The organism is Prevotella melaninogenica, from assembly GCF_018127925.1.
Lineage (GTDB): Bacteria > Bacteroidota > Bacteroidia > Bacteroidales > Bacteroidaceae > Prevotella > Prevotella melaninogenica_C.
This window is the reverse complement of the sequence record NZ_CP072348.1, coordinates 90,535-111,147: the sequence shown is the minus strand read 5'-3', so window position 1 is coordinate 111,147 and position 20,613 is coordinate 90,535. Positions and strand designations below refer to the sequence as shown.

Here is a 20,613-nt window from a genome sequence, read left to right as displayed (position 1 = left end):
TCTTTATGTTATTTAGCATACCACAAACGTGGTATTTGTATTAAAATATAGCATTCTTATTGCCATTAACGCAAAATTCCTTATATTTGCACTACGATTGTCACAATATCTACGAGTATGCAGAAATACGCAGATTACATAGAAGAGATTGAGATTGACTCGCTTTGGAGCGGGAAGAAACATATCCGTTGGACACTGGACCGACAGGTGAATATCCTCAGTGGTATCAATGGTGTCGGGAAGAGTACCATACTTAATAAGGTGATACGCAGTCTGTCGCAAGGTGGTGAATTCCCCAGCCATTCACTGAAGGGTGTCCGACTAAAGGTAAGTCCTAATGATGCGCGGTGGATACGTTATGATATTATCCGCTCGTTTGACCGTCCACTGATGAACTCGGATAGCATCAGCAAGATTAACCTCGATCTTGTTACAGAACTTGATTGGCAGCTTTTCCAACTTCAACGTAAGTATCTTGACTATCAGGTGAATATCGGTAATCGTATTATCGAGACCTTACAAAGTGGTGAGGCAGATGCTCTAGAGAAGGCGCAGCAGATTTCTCAACCTAAAAAACGCTTTCAAGACATCTTAGACGACCTCTTCACCGAGACTGGTAAGAAGATTATTCGCTCGGAGAATGAGATAAAGTTCTCATCACTCGGTGAGGAGCTGGCTCCTTATCAGCTGTCAAGTGGTGAGAAGCAGATTTTGGTTATCCTGCTGACCGTATTGGTAGAAGACAATGAACATTACGTTCTCTTTATGGACGAGCCAGAGGTGAGCCTGCATATAGAGTGGCAGAAACGCTTAATCGACCTCATCTTAGAACTGAATCCAAATGTTCAGATTATCCTCACGACCCACAGTCCAGCTGTCATCATGAACGGATGGATTGACCGTGTAACAGAGGTTACGGACATAACCGATAAATGATTGTCTGAAGGAGGGAGCAATGGGAAAAAGACTGAGCGACAACCTGTCATCGGCTTATATTGATGCAGCGAACCGATTGAATGGTAAGCGGGCACGGAGAAAGATTATCGCATATGTGGAAGCATATGACGATATTTTCTTTTGGCGCACTGTCTTAAGCGGTTTTGAGAACGAGGATCGTTACTTTGAAGTGATGTTGCCATCGCGATTAAACCTTACCAAGGGCAAACGGTCAGTATTGATGAACCTCGTTTCGCAGAATATTGGTGAGAACATGATTGCTTGTGTGGATGCTGATTATGACTATCTGCTACAAGGAACTACCCCACTATCCGATGAAGTGAACAACAATCCATACGTTTTTCATACGTATGCTTATGCCATTGAAAACCTACAATGCTATGCACCGAGCCTACATGATGTGACAGTAGCAGTAACGCTCAACGACCATTCTATCTTTAACTTCGAAGAGTTCCTAAAGCTGTACAGTGAGAGTATACACCCTCTCTTTGTCTGGAGTATCTGGCATTATCGCCAAGGTATTCATCGACGATTTACAATCTCTGACTTTAATCGAGTTGTGGAGATTGGTAATTTCTCTCTACAAGGGGCAACAGAAAGTATTCAACGACTGCGTCATAAGGTGCAGATGCGTGTACGACAACTACAAAAGGAGAATCCGAACGCAAAGGAAAGCTATCTAAAACTAAAAGACGAACTGCGTTCCTTAGGTGTTACACCTTCATCAACCTATCTATATATACAAGGTCATCATCTCTTTGATAACATAGTTGTACCAGTCTTGAAACGGGTATGCGACCTTCTTGTGCGTGAACGTGAAGACGAGATTAACCGCAATGCAGTACACGATACGCAACGTCGCAACGAACTATCAAGTTATGGTCATAGTACGGAGGCGATTATCCCTATGCTCCGTCGCAATGTAGGTTATACGAACGCTGAACCATTCCTAAGATTGAAAGAAGATATTTATACATTCTTGAATCCACCGACACAACAATCAACTGACTAAGTTTTCTTCATAACATCACCCTACTCCATGCCTCTACCTACACTTTCTTTACGAAGTGGGGCGTTATCTGCTGTAGTTTTATTATCTTTGTACTCAAAATCTAAACAATAAATTCTTACATGAAGAAGACTCTACTTTTAATCGCAACACTGCTGACAAGTTATGTCGGTATGGCACAAGAGACTTACCATCCAACGGCTGAGAATCTTAAAGCACGCGAACAGTTCCAAGACGAGAAGTTTGGTATCTTCCTGCATTGGGGACTCTACTCAATGATGGGTACTACCGAATGGATTATGACCAACAGGGATATCAACTATAAGGAATATCCTAAATTGGCAAAGACGTTCTATCCTTCAGAGTTTGATGCGGATGCTTGGGTGAAAGCAATCAAAGCTGCTGGTGCAAAGTATATCACCATTACGACACGTCACCACGATGGATTCTCACTCTTTAAGACGGCTACCAGCACGTATAATTCCGTTGATGGTACTCCGTTCAAACGTGACATCATAAAAGAAATGGCTGATGCTTGCCAACGTAATGGTATCAAGTTGCATCTTTACTATTCTCACCTTGACTGGGGACGCGAAGACTATCCAGTGGGAAGAACAGGAACTGGCACTGGTAGACCAAAAGAGAAGGCTAACTGGGCAAGCTACTATAAGTTTATGAACACGCAGTTGACGGAATTGCTCACTAACTATGGAAAGGTGGGAGCAATCTGGTTTGATGGCTGGTGGGATCATGACAGCGATGCAAAACCTTTCGACTGGCAGTTGGAGGAGCAGTATGCTTTGATTCATAAGCTACAACCACAGTGCCTCGTCGCTAACAACCACCATCATACTCCGTTCCCTGGTGAGGATATCCAAATCTTCGAACGTGACTTACCGGGTGAGAACAAGGCGGGTCTCTCTGGTCAGAGCATTGGCCGCCTACCCTTAGAATCATGCCAGACTATCAACGAGCATTGGGGTTACAACATCACTGACACCCTCTACAAATCACCCAAAGAGCTGATTCAAATGCTCGTTCGTGCTGCTGGAAAGAATGCCAATCTCCTCCTCAATATCGGTCCAGAACCAGGTGGTGCCCTTCCCGCCCTTACCCTCAACCGTCTTCAGTCCTTAGGTAAATGGCTGAACCAATATGGTGAAACCATCTACGGCACTCGTGGCGGCATCGTTGGTCCACACGATTGGGGCGTAAGTACACAACGTGGTAACAAACTCTACATCCACATTCTTAACTGTATGGACTCCAGCCTCTTCATCCCTACTGACAACCATAAAATCAAGTCTGCCACCGTCTTTGGCACCAACAAGCGTGTCAACTTCACAAAGACTGGTAATGGTATCACCCTCAACCTCGACACCGTCCCCACCGACATTGATTATATCGTTGAGTTGACGTTGTGATATAGGCTTTCTCGCCTTATCATCTTTAAAATACAACCCGCAGCAACCATCCAGTTGCTGCGGGTTTGCTTATATGTAAGTATCGTTTTCTTCCTCAAATATATCCTGCGCTGATTATTAACGATTTATATTTGTATGGTACAAAAATGTTTCCTCAATTTGAGTAGTATTGATTAGTAATCATCTTGGATATTTTATCCTAAATGATGTTTGGGATCGACCCAATAGCATTCTCTAATATCTTTTGACGTTAGTTTGTGAGTCTCTAAGGCTTTGCTTATAAAATCCTCGGTGAGATTTTTTAAGTCATATTTAGAGAATTCAGCAATAAAACCTTTGATATTCTTTTTTAACTTATTGAGCTCTTTCTCTCTCATAACATGAACTTCTCTTGTATAGTTTGCCTTATCTGAAATGGCATTTGTTGGATGAATATGGATATATGTAATATTTCTATTAGTACCATATTCTTTTTCAAACCAGCCAATGTGATTATTCATCTGCCCTACCTCATTTTTGGTTATGCAATCTCTTGTCGTTGAAACTTCGTTCTTGCATTCAAAACCAATGAAGTTTACCCCATCAGGAAGAGCCCATAGGTTATCAAATCCAACTTGGTACTTCTGATCTGGTCTTTGACTAACGTATCCCAACAAACTACCTATTTCTTGAAGTGCAGCCTCAAACTTATCTGCCTTAGTCCCCAAACTCAGATCTGTTATAACAGAATCTATTTTTAATTGTAAATCATTAAACAGCTTAAACTTGGAAATATATTTGCGTACAAGAGCTATTGCTCCTAGATTGATGGGGTCTATGACTTTATAATGATAGTTTGCTGGCATTAGTACGTACGGATTTAGATCGTGTGCACTTTTCTGTGTCTTTTCAGCTTCTACTTTACTATTTCTATACTTGCATTTAGCCAAGAGTTGGAGATACCATCCTTTTTCTTGCTCTTTATCTTTGAAATCGGTATTAATAAGATCCTGATATATTTTTGCTGCTGCGTCATAGTCTGATTTTATACAAGCTTGTTCAGCTTTAAACTCCTTATTAATTATACTAAGAAGGGGGTGCTTGTCCTCTTGTAATGAGATTTTATCCATCCCTTCTTTATAGAATTGTTTCCATCCCTCATCACGATTCAAACATTGTTTCATTACGTCACAGAAGGTTTGTAGAGCTGTGTGCTCTTTTGAAATCTCATCCTTTACAATACCAGACACTTCTTCTCCAATTTGAATTTGCATCAATGTTTGTGGAGAAAAGAAAGTCTGGTTTGAAGATGTTTTTATAAAGCGCACTAAATCTTCACCAACTATAAGAATTATGCTGTAATCCTTCTCACTTCTTACGCTTCTGCCTAATCCTTGCTCTATTTTCTGTGCTATTTTCGTTGTTATAAGGGCACTATCTGTCCTGCATTTAAGTTCATATCTATCAGATAAGTTACCAAATGAAGGTAAGGAGTCTAAGACTAATAGGCGGCATTGATTGTCTGCAAGGTCTATTCCGTCATATCTGTTAACAAAAACTACGGTGTGATCAAGTTCCTCTCCTTTTTTTAAATAATTGATTTCTTCATTAATGAGGTTTCCTCTTGCTACTTTAGCACCTCTTTTTTCATAATCTTCTCCCCACCATAAGGATGGAACTAACACTACTCTACTGAAAGATGAAATGAAAGAAGATTTGCAAACAAATTCACGCATAATTTCTGAATTTAAACTTGTGTCTATCCGTGTGGGAAAAAGTATCATTTTTTCTCCAGACCAATTCGTTGACGCATTTGTTAAAGGATGGGTGACAGCCTTTTCGTCTACCATTAATCCTTTTATGAAAAAGGAATCATCTTGTGTCGTTGCAGACATAAATACCCGCTGATCAGCTCTCGTGAATGAAGTAAATCTATGTATCAGATTATAGTTAGGAATTATTTCCATTTCACGGCCAGTAAAATAGACTGTGCAATCACTCCATATATCTTTTAACAGAGGATATGCAAACTTTACATCATCATTTTCCTGCTGCTTATTCATAAATTCAACAACCTCATCTTGCTTGTCAATCCAATCCCAATATGGTACCGTCATCAGTTCATAAGACGTATCTGAGTTTTTAATGTCCATATATGTACCTTCTCCTTGTCCCCGCATAGAATCCTCAAACAAGGTAATGAAATGCTTATAAATTTCGGATTGTCTGTTTGCTCTGATGGAAAAAGCATTACGAATAGAATCTATACAAGCATGGGAGTCATCAAGAACAATTGTCCCAATTTTAATACCATTGTTGTCTAGTCTAAAACTTGATTTCCCATTAAAGAGACGTTGAACATAAGTTATCAAAATCTCTTTACTTTCTAAAAATTCATTAGGAAGAGGTTCTCCTTTCTTATGCAACTGATGTTTTATACCAAACTTTTTGGCATCAAGCGAGGCCTGTTCTGCTAGTTGTATACTTGGACATACATATAAGCAAGGACCTTTATTGCTATTTAGCCTAGATTGTAACAGTAAGAGTCCTATAAGTGTTTTTCCCTCCCCTGTATGTAACTTTATTATTACATCGTGATCTTCGTGATGATTGGTATACCAGTCGTTAAGTACAGATTCCTGGACTGGTCTTAAAGGACCAGCAGACGCTTGTCTATCCAAATTGGAATAGATCCGTATAGGATTTATTTCCTTTTCAAAGTTTTTACCTTTAATTTTGCTTTTAAAATCTATCATCTTTTATATTTATTATGTTGCTTGTTTTTACATGAACCTATGACTATATTGCTTTGAAGCCATTTTAAAATTGCATAGGTTATTATAATCAAAATAGAGTTCTGACATCCTTACATAATAACATAATAAGGCTGTGACTCAATATTCTAAGAATAAACTCTCATTCGGCTAATCTTTTAGTATGAATAAGTTCTCAATAGAATTTCCTTTAAGTTCTTAATTGATATATATATGCTACGTTCCATCTTATAATCACTCATTTTGTTCATAATAGTATGAATAATCAATACCTTTCATGAACATTTCTCGGTCATCAATCTTAGTGGTGAGTGCAGGCAGTACCAAAGTCTTGATGTGTGTGCTATCAGTTACACTCTCGCGCATGGCTGACAGATACTCGTTCTTGTCTATCTGACTCCAATCCACACACCGCTTGAGAGAACGCTTCAGCATAAGGTCAAGCCAAATGCGAGTGCTACGACCATTACCTTCCATAAAAGGATGGGCAACATTCATTTCAATGTATTTATCCATAATCTCATCGAAGGTAGTTTCAGGCATTCGTTCTATTGTTTGCAGCGTAGCAGGGAAGTGCATACAATTAGCAAACGTGAATCCCCCTTTGGAGATATTCTTCGTGCGGATTTGTCCAGCAAAGTCATACAAACCTCCAAAGAGATAGGCATGAATCTGTTGTAAACATTGTATGCTGCCTGGCTCAAGACTTTTCAACAATCCACTTTCATATAACTGATATGCTTTCTTTCGACTCTGCCCATCCAACGTATTATCGCTGTATGTAAACCAGTCAAGGAACTCATTTGCTCGATTGTTAGGATAGTGCTTTGCTAACAAAGCAACTCCTTCGCTATCAAGAACATCTGCAACACGCATCTTGCCGTCTGGTGCTTCAAACTTGAAGCCGTGAGTGACACTCACAGGTTCAATGCCGTCTTGCTTCAACTTACGTTTTAGCCAACGCCAATAGTTACCAGCCTTGGTGTAATCAGGTTCGTTGTTGATGGCTCGTACGATATCAGTAGCTGAGAACCACCAACAGTTTTGTTCCTCGTCCCATACCGCCCTCACTTCATGGTCGTTGAAGAAGCGAATTGATTTCTTACTATGCTCTTTATGTTCTTCCATAAGCAGGTTCTTAGTCACTACGCCTATAAGATAGTGTCTTACAAAGGTAGCAAAAAAATCTATATAAAGAATAAGAATGAGGCTTTTTTATAAAGAATACGATTTATGTTTTAGAAATCAACAGACCTAATATAGTTTTATTTCAAGTTGCTGTCACTTTTAACACTTCACGCAAACAACAGATTATAAGTGGTTTACAGAGTATGTTCGTGTGACAGCAGTGACAGCAACTTTGAAAGTTTATTCGGACAATAACTAAGGATTTAAGATGGGAGAGGCAGACTAACCAAGACTGCTACGTACTGCCACCAAATACTCTGTGCCATGCGAAGAATGTTTACTGTGGAGGTTCGGGATGTTGGCAAGAACACGGCCGAAATGGGAAAGGCTTGTCAGGTTCAGTTGACTGCCATACCGCTGACGAAGTAGGCTGAAGATAGAGGCGGCAGTCATGTAGACACCCTTGGTCAAGTCCTTTGGGATAGAGAAACAATCCAAAAAGAGGGCTTCGGCAGGAGTGCGCTGCTGATACTGCAAGTTGTTTGCCATAATCTCTTGGGTGTCAGCCTCATCAAACCAGTATCGTCTACCAGCCTCAAGTTCGGCAACCGCCTGCGCATAGAGTTGCTCATAGTCTATGTGGTCGGGCAAGCGAATAGGAGCAGTCAGCGTAACTGCTATAAAACGACGGCAGCCACTGGGATCGCTAAAGACATCCGAGACGTTTGCCGTAGCAATGAAAGAGGCAACACGTGGCAACGTAAGCTGCTGCTGACGATAAGGCTGACGGAGTTTGATGCTTGCAAGCTGCATGACATTCTTCAAAAAACCGTCTTGCATCTTAGCCGACAAGGCATTAAACTCATCAATATTTATCAGCAGCGACTGTGTCATTGCCCTCAGCGTATTCTGTTTCTCACTGATGACAAGGTTGTCATTATAGCCCCACTGTAACGCTTCAGGCAGCAAACGTTTACAGAAGGTAGACTTCCGATAGCCCTGTCGTGAGATGAGTAGCGATGCCACACTGTTGCCATGTGCTGTATCTAAGCCCATCCATTGTGCCACCATCGCAAGAAACCACGTGTGAAACCAGTCTGTCCACCGTGCATTGTCATTAGGTACACAGTCAGCCAAATCTTTGATATGGTCCTTTCCGTCCCATCTCCCTCGCAGACTATTAAGGAAGTCGTCCACAGGATTAAAAACCTTGACAAAGTCCGACTCCGTATATCTTCGGATGTCTTTGTCCCACACATCAATACCATCAAGACGTGCCTTGATGGCGATAGTATTGCGCATACGTTCATCCGCTGGCACAAAAGGTTCGTTACTCCCTACCTTTCGGATTTCCGTACAGCCCAAGGCGGTGTTATACCGCATTTCATACTTCCGTTCAAGATAGTCGAGCAGACGACGAGTAATATCATTTTTAAGTCTATCCGACTGTCGTTTTCGCTGATTTTCAGCTTTAATGTTCTTAAGATTCTTATACTTCATAGATAATGGTTTTAAAGTTGACGAGTTAACAAGTAAACAAGTTGCTTGTGAGAAAGGAGAAAGAGTGAAAAGGTTAAGCCGTAGTTCTCACACAGAGAACACAGAGAGCACGGAGAAACGGAGAACCCCATAAAGAAACCTAAAGGTTTTAAGGAGAGCACAGAGACACAAGACAAGGGAAAAAGCAGAACAATTAAACTGTTATTATGTCTTTCTACTATCCAGACTTTTGCTATTCAGTCTTCACATTAATTCTCTGTGGACTCCGTGCGCTCTGTGAGAGAGTGGACAAGTTGACAAGTAGACGAGTAAACAAGTTACTTGTAAGAAAGGAGAAAGAGTGAAAAGGTTAGTCTTTTATTATGTCTTTTTAATATCTGCCCTTATGTCATTATGGCTACTGAGACATACGAATAAGTTAATCTGTTACTATGTCTTTTCTTATCCTGTCTACCAGCACCACTCGTGGGGAGCATTAACACGTGATGTGCGGGGCATTAACACCAAAGAAACAAGACAACACTAACAGTCAACTAACCCAATTCCTTTACCCCAAGAAGAACCTCCCTACTCTTCCAAACACGCTAATGTCTTAACTCCTCTCACTCCCTTTCACTCCTTAACTCCTAATACTCCCAGCTCGTTTGGTAATTGTCATAAACACGTGGAGTAGCATAGCCATAACGTTGGAAAAGGTCATTAATCCATTGCTGCTCTTCCTCGCTCAGCTTATTAATTCCCCGATGGTAACGATAATAGACAAAGCGACTTCCGAAATGCTCCTCCATAGCACGGCGCAGAGAGCGGTAGTCACAGTACTTCACATCATCAAAAAGATGCGAGAATCCCCACGCCAGTCGTTCTTTCTTCATAGTGCGAAACTCCTTACAGCTATTGTCAGAACGAACAGAGGAAAGAACGGTCAATGCCGAGTGATGGCTAACAGAGAGCGTCTTACCCGCATAATAGCGCAAGCACTGTTCCTTGAGAATACAATCGTGCGTAAAGCACACTGCCCAGTCTTTGGGCATGTTAGAAAAATCTGTACACATAAATAGAATGATTTAAGAATAAAACAAAAGGAAGATGCTGTTAGTTTGTAGAAATTCACACCTTGCGTGCCGTTGCTCTTCCTAATATCTGCTTGCAAAGATACAACACAGAGATACCCCTTGTCAAGTTTTTCACGGATTATTTTTATTTTGCTGTCACTCCTATCAGCCTTTTACCCATTCTAACACACTGACAAACAACCACCTGCGGAAAACGTTAAAAATGACAGCAAACAGTTTTTAAACTTAGTGTAGTAGATAGAATAATGCTACAGAGATACTACTCTCCTTATATGTCTGTAAGCACTCAGTCAATTAAAGAACTATAAAACATCAAGATTAACCATTTTCCTGGCAATAGGAAAATGGTATAAAAAGGGGAGATGGAGAAAATATTTTTTATATGAAGCTGATAGTATAACTACCTAATTATAGCATTATGTCATATTAAAATAATTATTTTTGTGCTCAAGACAAGTCTTCCATAGTGTATCATAGAATCCCCAACCACAGTCAGTAGCATTAAGCATCTGTTCAATACGTGCATAAAAGAGAGGGAGGAGCTTATACTTGCTTATATGCTCCATCGCTTTTTTAAAATTACCCTCGAGCGTTATGTAATATTGTTCCCACATATCACCATAAGTCATAGTGTATTCACAGCCATTCTTAATATAATACAGCATGAGATCAGCCAGAAAGTAAGGGTCGGGCTTCATCTTCCTAAAATCAGAGATAGCTTTCCGGCAAGCAGCGAATGATGGCTTTTCTGAGAACCCACATACTGGAAAGAACTCTTTACGAATAATTTGCTTAAATCGATCACACTCATCTATACTATCCAGCTCAACATAATGATCTAAATATGGTCTTGCCTCTTTACAATTGTCATAAATCTCCATCATAAGTTTAATAACATTTTCTTTTGGCAATAATTTCAGCTTATTCCTTAATTGGACTTTTCCCATAACGCTATATATTAATTTTAATATGAATCCCAATGGCTACAAGAAGGCTTTTGAAAAGATAAGCATGCACAATAAGTATCACTTAAAAACAACTATAAGTCTATATGTATAGTGTATGTTTTTCCTTCTTCGCCATCAACAATACATTCCCCATTAGCGTCTAACGCTTTTGGTGTAATATGGTCATCATCAAGATAGCCATCATTAGGAAAATTAATCTGAACAACCACACCATTCTCAACCTCAACATCCAATGTATATGTTGCACTATAACACGTATGAGGATTATAATAATCTACCGTAGCAGAATAGGTCCCGTCTTCAATTTCATCTTCATAAGAATCCTCATCAACAATGTCATCAGAATACCCAGACTCAATTGAGGAATAAGAATCTTCTCCAGAAAAATCATCTTCTTCAAAGCCTGTTTGTTCTGAACTGATAGGATTAGCAGCATCCTCTGATTTACTTCGTGAAGAGCATGCTACAAAGACCATAGTTATTAAAAAGACAAATATAGATTCTTTCATCAACACATAATTTTGAGAATGACTCTCTTCAACATCATACAAGGTTCAGTTTATGGATAAAAGACAAGAGCATGTTTCTACTCCCAATCAATATTTATCCACTTTAAAAGAACCATCATTGAATTTTATCTGTTATTACTTTCAATTTGTCATAGACCTCAACAAGTGCATTAACTATCTCATCGGTTTTATCACCATCTATAATAGGAAGATGCAGATAAGTTCGATTTCCACAATTCTCATCTAATTTTATATAGTTTGGAAATGACTTAAGAACATTATCCTTATATGGATACCAGTATGCTTTATTCCACGTCGTTATATAAATATGAAACTTTCCACAACATCCTTTTTCCGTAGCTTCAAAACTTGACTCAATACCTATACGATTGGCTTTGTCATGAAAGGAAACACCAAGGTCCCATCCTTTCCATACCCACCAATCTACCTTGGTCCTTTCTTCTACTCTCTCCTTAAGAGAAGCTATTTGTTCCACCTGTTGTGAGCGAATACCTTCTTGGAATTCATTGTAGCGATTAATAAGCCCCTCGATACTTTCTTTATTCTGCATAAAAAACTCAAATTCTCTTTTATTATTTGCGTTGTTCATATTATCAATTGTTTTCATAAAATCAAGCATATAAGTAAAATATTTCTGGTCGCAGGACATCATATAATTACCTAATTCTTTATTGACTTCTGCAAACAGATCTTTATAAAGAATCGGACGAAAACCATTTTGAGTCATCCAACTCTTACTTTTGGAATCTAATAGAGGAAAGACTGACAAGACTACCAATATTTTTTGTTTTTTTTCTGAATAATTCTTACGAATGTGATTGGCGTATATATCCAATGGATTATATAAGTCAGCTGTTGTCTTATTTTCTATCGCAATGATAAACTCCTCCGATTTTACAATAATGTCAATTCTCTTATCTCCTGCATACTCTTCCGTAACACATTCTACTTTGTTGTAGAACGGCAACGTCTCACCTTGCCCTGAGGCACGCCACAATGCCAATAGCCACAAATCATGCAATCCATGCCCTGCAAAAGGATTAAGATAAAACTGCAAGATTCTACTACATACCTCTTCAAACCTACTACCAGGATATTTGCAAATATCCATGAAGGTGGGGCGTATGTCTTGTTTAGGCAACTGTTCAAACTGACATAATAAATCTTTATATGTCTTTATCTCCATAATACTTATAATCAGTAAATCTTTTGCTCATTGTTAATTCTGTAAAAGTAGTAAAAAAACATCATATAACATGAAAATTTGATATTTTTTTCTCTGTGAGGTAAACTACAATGCTAAATGTTAGAAATGATAGTGAATCTTTTTCAAACTTAGTGTAGTAGATAAGAAATTTATAGAAAAGAGTATATAAGTTTTTTCACGATTACATCAAGTATTATACAGGTTGAACAATATAAAAACTGGCTGACCCTCTGCGAGCGTCAGCCAGTGTGCAGTTAATACCTAAATAATCGTATTTTTCTTGGAACTAAGATTTAAATGGTGAGTACACTCTACTCCAACGCTCGGTTAAAGAAAAGTCGACGCTCTTTAACCACAATGATAACAGACACTATAAGCAGTAATACCGTCTGTATACACTTGCTATCAGGGTGAGTTGCAAATATTTCATTGAAATAACCTGCCGTAATGTGAAAGATAATAGCTACGAGAATATTTCGGTTGGTTTTATAATAAAGCCAATTCATCAAGATAACAAAAGGGAAAATACTAACGATGAAGTTCAGACAATAAAGCCAGCCCTCACTCACCACATTAGCGTGATAATAACCCTTAATACCTGCAAGGGGAAAATGCCAAACTGCCCAATAAGCTGCAAACAGCATAGATGTTTTGAAGAGACTCATTCGAGAACGGAGACTGTCTGTTCCATAACCATGCCATGCAAGTTCCTCAAGCGTAGGTGCAAGTATAAGGAGGAACCATACAGGGAAGACACCCGAAGTGAAGGTGTAATGACCTGTAATAATGAATTGCGATGGACTGTAACCGAACAACAGAGAAACTGCCATAGCACACAAGATACTTGCTGGCATCAGTAGGCAGGCTGTGAGATAATATTGCCACTTATCGGAAGACAAGTTTAGGAATCTTCCAAGAAAGTCTTTCCACAGTTCCTGACGCTGAAAAACCAAAATAATGGTCAGAAACATTGGGAAGAAAAGTCCTGCCAATCCCAACAATGGCGCTACCCATGTGCTTTCCGAATAAACTACATGATGACTTACATAACTGGCAGCAAACCAAAATATCCATGGGATAAGGGTTGCCAAGAGATAGAAAAGTACCGTATGGCGATACTTGATGACGATGTTTTCTTTCATGCTGTTTTATTTTTATATATATGTAATAATCCTGACAATCTGCCTGAGACCGCTGTAATTGCTACAATCCTTTTATTTCACCTGCAATGACTTATAATACGAGATAATAGGTGCAAAGATAATACAAAAATTTATGGTTCTTCCGGGATTTGGAGTGATATCGTTAATATCTAATTATCAATACCTTTTTGGAGTTCTATTCTTTTACATCCCTTTATTTACTGAATACTAAAGAATGTAAAGTGCTAAAATAAAGACTACAAAATCTATACTTAGCTAACATGGGACATCCACACTACAAAGAGCTTATATTTAAGAGTTTACAATACTTATTTATCATCAAGAAACCTGAAAAACATAAAACCATCACTCCAAATTCCGGAAGACCCAAATTTATATAATATAAGAATTGAATTCTTAAAGAAGAGCTCTAGGATTAGAAGTGACAAAAGTATATATTGTGGGGCACGGAAGTACATTTCGTCAAATGCAGGAATATTACTTACTTTTAAAGTTCAAAGGTCAAAGTTCCAAGCCTATACGGTTAGCGGAAAATTTTTATTTGTTATAAATTTATTTCTAACCTGTTCCCCGTAAATTCCTAACCATATATAAATTTATTGCAAACAGGTTAGAAATTTCACGCAAACAGCATCCGCATTTCTGGCGAACTATATCCCAGCTCAAATGCCCCTTTGGCAAAGGTACATTCCATGCAATACAATCGTACTTCTTGTGCGTGTAAAAACCATTTTATCAGTCAGTCTATTGTTTCTACTAAGACAGTCATAAAAAGTTTGCGAACATTTTTTTCTTATAACATGAGGTGTTGCCCAGTGAAAGCTCGCTGCCAAATACATATTCTGTCACTGCGCCCACCGTATCTACGTGCTGGCGAATGCGTATCTAGCTGCCTGTAGATACGTATTGCACCGACGCTAGATACGCATCTGCCAGCAACGCTCACCGCATCTGTCGGCAAGGGAATGCGTGTTCGCCAGCAGTTAGATACGTATTCAACAGAGATGCAATATGCATTCGGCAGGGGTTGATACAAGACTATTCACTTGCCCAAAACTTGAATACATCGAAAAGAAGCACTCATACGATGGGAAACTAAAAGAAAAATTGTACCTTTGCAGATACAATCTTTATTAATAACAAACATAAGCAAAGTTATGAAACATTTACTTTCTATCCTTTTAGTTGCGGTAACTCTAATTGGAACCAGCAGTTTCACGTATGAAACAACTTCTACCACCAATACTGAATCTATCAGCATACAGAAACAGAAGAAGCATAGTGGAAGAAAAACTCACAAACGTTCGAAAACACGTAAGTATAAAACTCGTAAGAATCGATCAACTCGCTCAGCCAGCATAGGACAAACCGTGTATATCACCCCCACAGGTTCTTGTTACCATTCCACACCATCATGTCCAGCATTATGGCGTGGGAACTATTCCCGTATATCTTTAAGTTCCGCACGAAGCGAAGGTTATCGTTCCTGCTCAAGATGCTATTAATATAAAGATATCGGATTCAAATTAACGGATAGCAACCTCTAATTTCAAAATAATATAATTATGACATACTGTAAAAACTGCAGTTATCCGCTTAACGAAGGTTCTGAATGACTTTTCCTGATTTGGCTAGACACTTTTTTGTTATATTGGCTGAATAAGTAGACAGTCTTTTTGTAAGTCTACTAGCTAGACACAAGTTGAGAACCCATGCCGGAAAGCTAGACACTTGGTCTTTATTGGATACGCAGATCTTGTGGCTTGGCTTGTGTTGCAAAACTGGATGCCCCTCGAAGGAGCATTCAGTTTTATGCTTATTGATATACACCTTCACTAGCGGTGTAGCGTAAGCACTGGCTGACTTTCTCGCAGTGAGTGCCAGCACAGTGTGCGTAGTCGTAGAGTAGTTGGTTGTATTGTTCAAGGGTCATAGATTCATGTCTCATTAAATTTTCTTGCTTAGGTAATTAATAAAGGCACTACATGAAACAAGCATAAACAAAGCTTCATCCCTACTTGGCACATAAGTACCATCTTGGTCCATTAATGCATGACGAATACCTGTACTACCTTGATTTGTGTAGGCATATAACTTCTCAAAAGCCTCTTTTAACACCTTAGGAAGTGATATACCTTTTGTTTCTAAATGGTTTAGTGCTTTCCCCAATGTATTCTCATTGGTCTTTTCTCGACAATATGCTTCTACGGCTGATATTGATTCTTTAATGGAGTTGGAATAATCTCCTTCAGGTCGTTTTGCGTAGAGTTCTAATGCCTTACTAAGATGCATTTTTATGTTAGCGGTTGAGTCTTGCAAAGCATCTTCTATTGCGGCAATTTCCTCTTTCGATGTTATTTCCACTATTTCTTTATCGACTACACGATAAGCGAAGTTGAGACGTTCAAAGTGGGAATTTAATACAGTAGTAAAGGCTTCTGCCACTGAACCTTTGACTCGATAATATTCCTCTAATTGCGATTCTCGGTTAAAAAGATACTTGATAGCCACTTCTACTAAATCGAGTTTCTTAAACCATAATGCATTATCATCTTCCAAGAAATCTGTTGCCACAGAATTATGATAACTGAAGTAAGCTTCCCGATTATTGAGAAAATAAACCCATAAATATTTCTCTAATGTTTTGTATTCCGCAACTCCTCTGGCGTTATCACCCATTTGCCTTTGGAGAAAAATTTTCAATTTATCGAAACATGTACATATCGCATTTTGAATACTAAGAGGCATACCTTCCCTGATTAAGACTTCAGATGGTTTTACATAACCGTATCGCTCAGAAAAACGTGTCATATCGATTATTCATTAAAAAAGCCCCAATAGCTCATCATTATAAGCTATCAAGGCTTTAAAGTTATTTATCCTATTTTACTTCACCTCCTCAAAGTCAGCATCTTGGATGGTATCATCCTGCTTTGGCTGCTCCTGCTGGCCAGCATCTGCGCCCGGCTGAGGACCTGCCTGTGCACCTGCTTGGCTATACATCTGCTGTGATGCTGCCTGCATAACGGTGTTGAGGTTGTTGATAGCTGTGTCGATTGCTGCAACGTCAGCTGACTTGTGAGCGTCACGGAGCTGCTGGAGAGCAGACTCGATACCTGACTTCTGGTCGGCTGGAATCTTATCACCGTTGTCCTTCAAGAAGTTCTCGGTGGTGAAGATCATTGAGTCAGCCTGATTCAGCTTGTCAATCTTCTCACGCTCTTTCTTGTCGTTCTCGGCGTTCTGCTCAGCCTCAGCCTTCATACGATTGATTTCCTCCTCACTCAAACCGCTTGAAGCCTCGATGCGGATGCTCTGCTCCTTACCTGTTGCCTTATCCTTAGCAGATACGTTGAGGATACCGTTGGCATCGATGTCGAATGTTACCTCAATCTGTGGTACACCACGACGAGCAGGAGCAATACCTGTCAGGTTGAACTGACCGATTGACTTGTTCTGTGCTGCCATTGGACGCTCACCCTGCAGAACGTGGATAGTAACCTCTGTCTGGTTGTCAGCTGCAGTAGAGAACACCTCGCTCTTCTTGCAAGGAATGGTAGAGTTTGCATCGATGAGCTTTGTCATGACACCACCCATTGTCTCAATACCGAGGGTCAATGGAGTAACATCAAGCAATACGATATCGCCCACACCACTTTCCTTGTTGAGGATAGCACCCTGAATAGCTGCACCAACAGCAACCACCTCATCAGGGTTAACACCCTTTGAAGGCTCCTTACCAAAGTAGTTCTTTACCAATGTCTGCACAGCAGGGATACGGCTTGAACCACCTACGAGGATAACCTCATCGATATCTGATGTCTGCAACTTAGCATCACGGATAGCGTTCTGGCAAGGAACAAGACAAGCCTGAATAAGGCTGTGTGCCAACTGCTCAAACTGTGAACGGGTCAAGGTCTTTACCAAGTGCTTTGGTACACCACCTTCAGCAGTGATGTAAGGCAAGTTAATCTCAGTAGAAGAAGAGCTTGACAATTCAATCTTAGCCTTCTCAGCAGCCTCCTTCAAACGCTGCATTGCCATTGGGTCCTTTCTCAAGTCGATACCCTCCTCAGACTTGAAGCCGTCAGCGAGCCAATCGATGATTACCTGATCGAAGTCGTCACCACCAAGGTGAGTATCACCATTCGTAGAAAGAACCTCGAATACACCGCCACCGAACTCAAGGATAGAGATATCGAATGTACCACCACCAAGGTCGAACACGGCAATCTTCATATCTTTGTTAGCCTTGTCAACACCATAAGCAAGTGCTGCAGCAGTAGGCTCATTCACGATGCGCTGTACGTTAAGTCCAGCAATCTGACCAGCTTCCTTAGTTGCCTGACGCTGTGAGTCAGAGAAGTAAGCAGGTACGGTGATAACTGCATCAGTTACTTCTTGACCGAGGTAGTCCTCAGCTGTCTTCTTCATCTTCTGCAGAATCATTGCAGAAATCTCCTGTGGAGTATATTTACGGTCGTCAATCTGAACTCGTGGATAACCACCCTCATTAACAACCTTAAATGGAACACGCTCAGCCTCTTTCTGACACTGTGCGTAAGTCTCACCCATGAAACGCTTAATAGAGTAAATGGTCTTCTCTGGGTTTGTGATAGCCTGACGCTTAGCAGGATCACCCACCTTACGCTCGCCGCCTTCAACGAAACCCACGATAGAAGGTGTAGTACGCTTACCTTCACTGTTAGCGATTACCACTGGCTCATTACCTTCAAATACAGCAACACAAGAGTTTGTTGTTCCTAAGTCAATTCCAATAATCTTTCCCATAATTGTATATCTTTTTTTTTATTATTATTCGTATTCAGTTATTAACAACTGTCCATCACAGTATCATCAGACTTATATCGTCTGTAACTGTTACTAACAGCGTCATTCGCCAATTATTAGACAAATGACGTGCCAACAGGGGAAGACTGACAGAATGGCAGAATTAGCGACAACATATACCATTATTCCCGCGTAATTATATCCTTTAAGTATGATAAATCCTACTTAATCAAGAAATAAAAAGGCTGTGCCAACACTCATTATAAGAATGTTGACACAGCCACATTATATCCAAATACAACAGCCTTATTTTACACTGAAGGTTGTTATTTTCATATCATTCTTTTCATTTCGTTTGTCAGGATCACCCAAAGAGATACCATACTCACCTGGTTTTAGATTCTCAATAACGATATAGTAAGAACTCTGTCTATATTTCTTGGCCTTAAAAGAAATCTGTCCGAGAGAGTTTGTCTTGGTCGCAGACAGTGTTCCAGCTTCAGCCAACTGCGCTCTACGTTCCTTACCCTTCACCTCGAATGGGAAAATATTAATAAATGACTCTGGATCGGTTGAGTTATTTGCAGCCTTAATAATAAGGCGGACATCCTTACCAGCAGGTACTGTTACAGATGAAGTAGGACCACTCAAAGTAATACGTGTTTTTACTTTTCCAATACCAACAAGATACAACGAAGCACCAGCCTTACTTTTAATAATACCTGACTCACGTGGTAACTTCTGATACTCTGTGTCGGAAGTAAGCAGGTAAGTCTGGTCTGCAAACTCTGGCTCTGGAACAGATACTTTTTGTGCAAAAGATGTTGTCATACCTAACAGCAGGAACAACATTGTAAAAATAGACTTTTTCATATGATTGAATTATTATTATTAGTTCTCAAATTTACAAATTAAAGTTGACAAAATATAAAACATACTTTAATTTTATCATAAATTAACGGTAACTATTCAGCGATAATAAACGTTGAATATCAAGAACTTATGAGCTTAATATTGTGGCAAAAAGTCTCGAAAAGACATTCTTTATTAGAATTTGTCTGTGTCTATTTATGTAACTTACTGATAATCAATAATAGTTTATACATCTTATCGCTGAATAGTTACGATTAGACCATTATAGAAAACAAAAGTCCGAGAATCTCTGAAAAAAAATCCCAGACTTTCGTTTATTCTATTATATACATATTATACTCTTGGTTCAGAAGCAAGAAAGAAATAGTCAACACCCTTACTAACAGACTTGTCGAAGACACCATCAACAACCATTCCTGCCTCTAAAAGGCGAGCACCAACCACCTTACGATCTGCATCATAACCGCCATAGGTATAATTATTCTTGAAAAGGAAAGCTACAGCTACATCATGAGTTTTACCCCCATAAGTAATCTTGCCTAAATCCAAACGATAAGGAGCAATATAAAAGAGGATTGGTTTCACGTTGAATACGCTAATAGCACATTTGATTTCCTGATTTGGCAAAGCCTCAATAGCTTGCTTCAAGTCAGTATCAATAATACTTGCCGTCAACATCTTAGTTGGGATATTTTTGATAATAAGTGTTGTGTCATCTTTGATTTCCCAAGTCGTATTCACAGAATCTTTTCTTTCAAGTTGTTCCCGTTCGTTTAGGCCATATCTCGAAAGTTTACCATGATAAAGACCTTGAATAGTATGGCTTGCAGCCTTCAACTCTTCTACTGTTGGGCGGTTACGTTTTGCCTGTTCATCATAATCGTCATTCAAACAAGAAGAAAATGACAATGTTGCTATAAGTGCAACAAATAAAATCAATAGTTTGTTCTTTTCATTTATAGTACGTTTTGGTTATTATATTTAAGTTTATTGGTCACAAATTTACACATTATCAACTTATTTCCAACACAATTACTGTTAAAAGAGTAATAAGAAAGTTGTATGATCCGTTTATGTTATTTATTTTAAAGAATTTACCCCTGTTTGTAGACAAAATAAAGTGCTTTTGATAACATATAATACGCTATATAACTAAAAGAGAAGTTAGGGGAGATAGAAAGCATTTTCAGCTATCAACACTTTCCTTTCACGATAATAAACATTTTTCTTCATGAAA

The 20,613-nt window shown here is 39.3% G+C and carries 15 protein-coding genes and 1 pseudogene; 3 read left to right on the top strand and 13 right to left on the bottom strand.

From position 1 onward, the window contains the following. Positions 1-117 precede the first annotated feature (117 nt). The 3 genes from J4861_RS05965 to J4861_RS05955 all read left to right on the top strand — a co-directional run bounded on the left by J4861_RS05965 (position 118) and on the right by J4861_RS05955 (position 3,390). Positions 118-936 (top strand): AAA family ATPase, encoded by an 819-nt coding sequence (locus J4861_RS05965; protein ID WP_211817234.1) that lies wholly within the window; start codon positions 118-120, stop codon positions 934-936. 19 nt (positions 937-955) lie between these two features. Continuing rightward, entirely contained in the window at positions 956-1,969 is a 1,014-nt protein-coding gene (locus J4861_RS05960; RefSeq protein WP_211817233.1) for a DUF4435 domain-containing protein, read from the top strand. A 119-nt stretch (positions 1,970-2,088) separates the two neighbouring features. Next, complete coding sequence (locus J4861_RS05955) at positions 2,089-3,390, top strand: alpha-L-fucosidase (protein WP_211817232.1); 1,302 nt, start codon at positions 2,089-2,091, stop codon at positions 3,388-3,390. 194 nt (positions 3,391-3,584) lie between these two features. On the opposite strand, the gene J4861_RS05950 is transcribed toward J4861_RS05955, so the two are convergent. The 13 genes and pseudogenes from J4861_RS05950 to J4861_RS05895 form a co-directional block, all read right to left on the bottom strand. Beyond that, complete coding sequence (locus J4861_RS05950; RefSeq protein ID WP_211817231.1) at positions 3,585-6,125, bottom strand: DEAD/DEAH box helicase family protein; 2,541 nt, start codon at positions 6,123-6,125, stop codon at positions 3,585-3,587. 252 nt (positions 6,126-6,377) lie between these two features. Continuing rightward, on the bottom strand, positions 6,378-7,271 hold the full coding sequence (gene fic / locus J4861_RS05945) for a protein adenylyltransferase Fic (RefSeq protein WP_211817230.1): 894 nt from the start codon (positions 7,269-7,271) through the stop codon (positions 6,378-6,380). 282 nt (positions 7,272-7,553) lie between these two features. Beyond that, complete coding sequence (locus J4861_RS05940; RefSeq protein WP_211817229.1) at positions 7,554-8,771, bottom strand: VapE domain-containing protein; 1,218 nt, start codon at positions 8,769-8,771, stop codon at positions 7,554-7,556. A gap of 626 nt (positions 8,772-9,397) precedes the next feature. Continuing rightward, positions 9,398-9,823, bottom strand: coding sequence for a DUF6078 family protein (locus tag J4861_RS05935; RefSeq protein WP_211817228.1), 426 nt, complete (start codon positions 9,821-9,823; stop codon positions 9,398-9,400). Between the two features lie 437 nt (positions 9,824-10,260). After that, positions 10,261-10,791, bottom strand: a complete 531-nt coding sequence (locus J4861_RS05930; protein WP_211817227.1) for a DUF6155 family protein — start codon at positions 10,789-10,791, stop codon at positions 10,261-10,263. Positions 10,792-10,883: 92 nt separating this feature from the next. Beyond that, a complete protein-coding gene (locus tag J4861_RS05925) occupies positions 10,884-11,321 on the bottom strand; it encodes a hypothetical protein (protein ID WP_211817226.1) in 438 nt (145 codons plus the stop codon). A gap of 115 nt (positions 11,322-11,436) precedes the next feature. After that, on the bottom strand, positions 11,437-12,528 hold the full coding sequence (locus J4861_RS05920; RefSeq protein ID WP_211817225.1) for a PD-(D/E)XK nuclease family protein: 1,092 nt from the start codon (positions 12,526-12,528) through the stop codon (positions 11,437-11,439). A 332-nt stretch (positions 12,529-12,860) separates the two neighbouring features. Next, entirely contained in the window at positions 12,861-13,691 is an 831-nt protein-coding gene (locus J4861_RS05915; protein ID WP_211817224.1) for a CPBP family intramembrane glutamic endopeptidase, read from the bottom strand. 1,858 nt (positions 13,692-15,549) lie between these two features. Beyond that, positions 15,550-15,645: pseudogene (locus J4861_RS13470) on the bottom strand (DUF6078 family protein); the annotation flags it as partial. 14 nt (positions 15,646-15,659) lie between these two features. Continuing rightward, on the bottom strand, positions 15,660-16,523 hold the full coding sequence (locus tag J4861_RS05910; protein WP_211817223.1) for an AbiJ-NTD4 domain-containing protein: 864 nt from the start codon (positions 16,521-16,523) through the stop codon (positions 15,660-15,662). A gap of 75 nt (positions 16,524-16,598) precedes the next feature. Next, positions 16,599-18,503 (bottom strand): molecular chaperone DnaK, encoded by a 1,905-nt coding sequence (gene dnaK / locus J4861_RS05905; protein WP_211817222.1) that lies wholly within the window; start codon positions 18,501-18,503, stop codon positions 16,599-16,601. Between the two features lie 306 nt (positions 18,504-18,809). After that, positions 18,810-19,376: a hypothetical protein gene (locus J4861_RS05900; protein WP_004360723.1), complete on the bottom strand. Its 567-nt coding sequence runs from the start codon at positions 19,374-19,376 to the stop codon at positions 18,810-18,812. Positions 19,377-19,709: 333 nt separating this feature from the next. Then, positions 19,710-20,315, bottom strand: a complete 606-nt coding sequence (locus J4861_RS05895) for a DUF4840 domain-containing protein (RefSeq protein ID WP_249110877.1) — start codon at positions 20,313-20,315, stop codon at positions 19,710-19,712. Positions 20,316-20,613 lie beyond the last annotated feature (298 nt).

What these genes read in the sequence shown, in the direction of transcription:
- J4861_RS05965 (WP_211817234.1), top strand. Translation starts at nt 118, where the DNA reads ATGCAGAAATACGCAGATTACATAGAAGAGATTGAGATTGACTCGCTT.
- J4861_RS05960 (WP_211817233.1), top strand. Translation starts at nt 956, where the DNA reads ATGGGAAAAAGACTGAGCGACAACCTGTCATCGGCTTATATTGATGCA.
- J4861_RS05955 (WP_211817232.1), top strand. Translation starts at nt 2,089, where the DNA reads ATGAAGAAGACTCTACTTTTAATCGCAACACTGCTGACAAGTTATGTC.
- J4861_RS05950 (WP_211817231.1), bottom strand. Translation starts at nt 6,125, where the DNA reads ATGATAGATTTTAAAAGCAAAATTAAAGGTAAAAACTTTGAAAAGGAA.
- fic (WP_211817230.1), bottom strand. Translation starts at nt 7,271, where the DNA reads ATGGAAGAACATAAAGAGCATAGTAAGAAATCAATTCGCTTCTTCAAC.
- J4861_RS05940 (WP_211817229.1), bottom strand. Translation starts at nt 8,771, where the DNA reads ATGAAGTATAAGAATCTTAAGAACATTAAAGCTGAAAATCAGCGAAAA.
- J4861_RS05935 (WP_211817228.1), bottom strand. Translation starts at nt 9,823, where the DNA reads ATGTGTACAGATTTTTCTAACATGCCCAAAGACTGGGCAGTGTGCTTT.
- J4861_RS05930 (WP_211817227.1), bottom strand. Translation starts at nt 10,791, where the DNA reads ATGGGAAAAGTCCAATTAAGGAATAAGCTGAAATTATTGCCAAAAGAA.
- J4861_RS05925 (WP_211817226.1), bottom strand. Translation starts at nt 11,321, where the DNA reads ATGAAAGAATCTATATTTGTCTTTTTAATAACTATGGTCTTTGTAGCA.
- J4861_RS05920 (WP_211817225.1), bottom strand. Translation starts at nt 12,528, where the DNA reads ATGGAGATAAAGACATATAAAGATTTATTATGTCAGTTTGAACAGTTG.
- J4861_RS05915 (WP_211817224.1), bottom strand. Translation starts at nt 13,691, where the DNA reads ATGAAAGAAAACATCGTCATCAAGTATCGCCATACGGTACTTTTCTAT.
- J4861_RS05910 (WP_211817223.1), bottom strand. Translation starts at nt 16,523, where the DNA reads ATGACACGTTTTTCTGAGCGATACGGTTATGTAAAACCATCTGAAGTC.
- dnaK (WP_211817222.1), bottom strand. Translation starts at nt 18,503, where the DNA reads ATGGGAAAGATTATTGGAATTGACTTAGGAACAACAAACTCTTGTGTT.
- J4861_RS05900 (WP_004360723.1), bottom strand. Translation starts at nt 19,376, where the DNA reads ATGAAAAAGTCTATTTTTACAATGTTGTTCCTGCTGTTAGGTATGACA.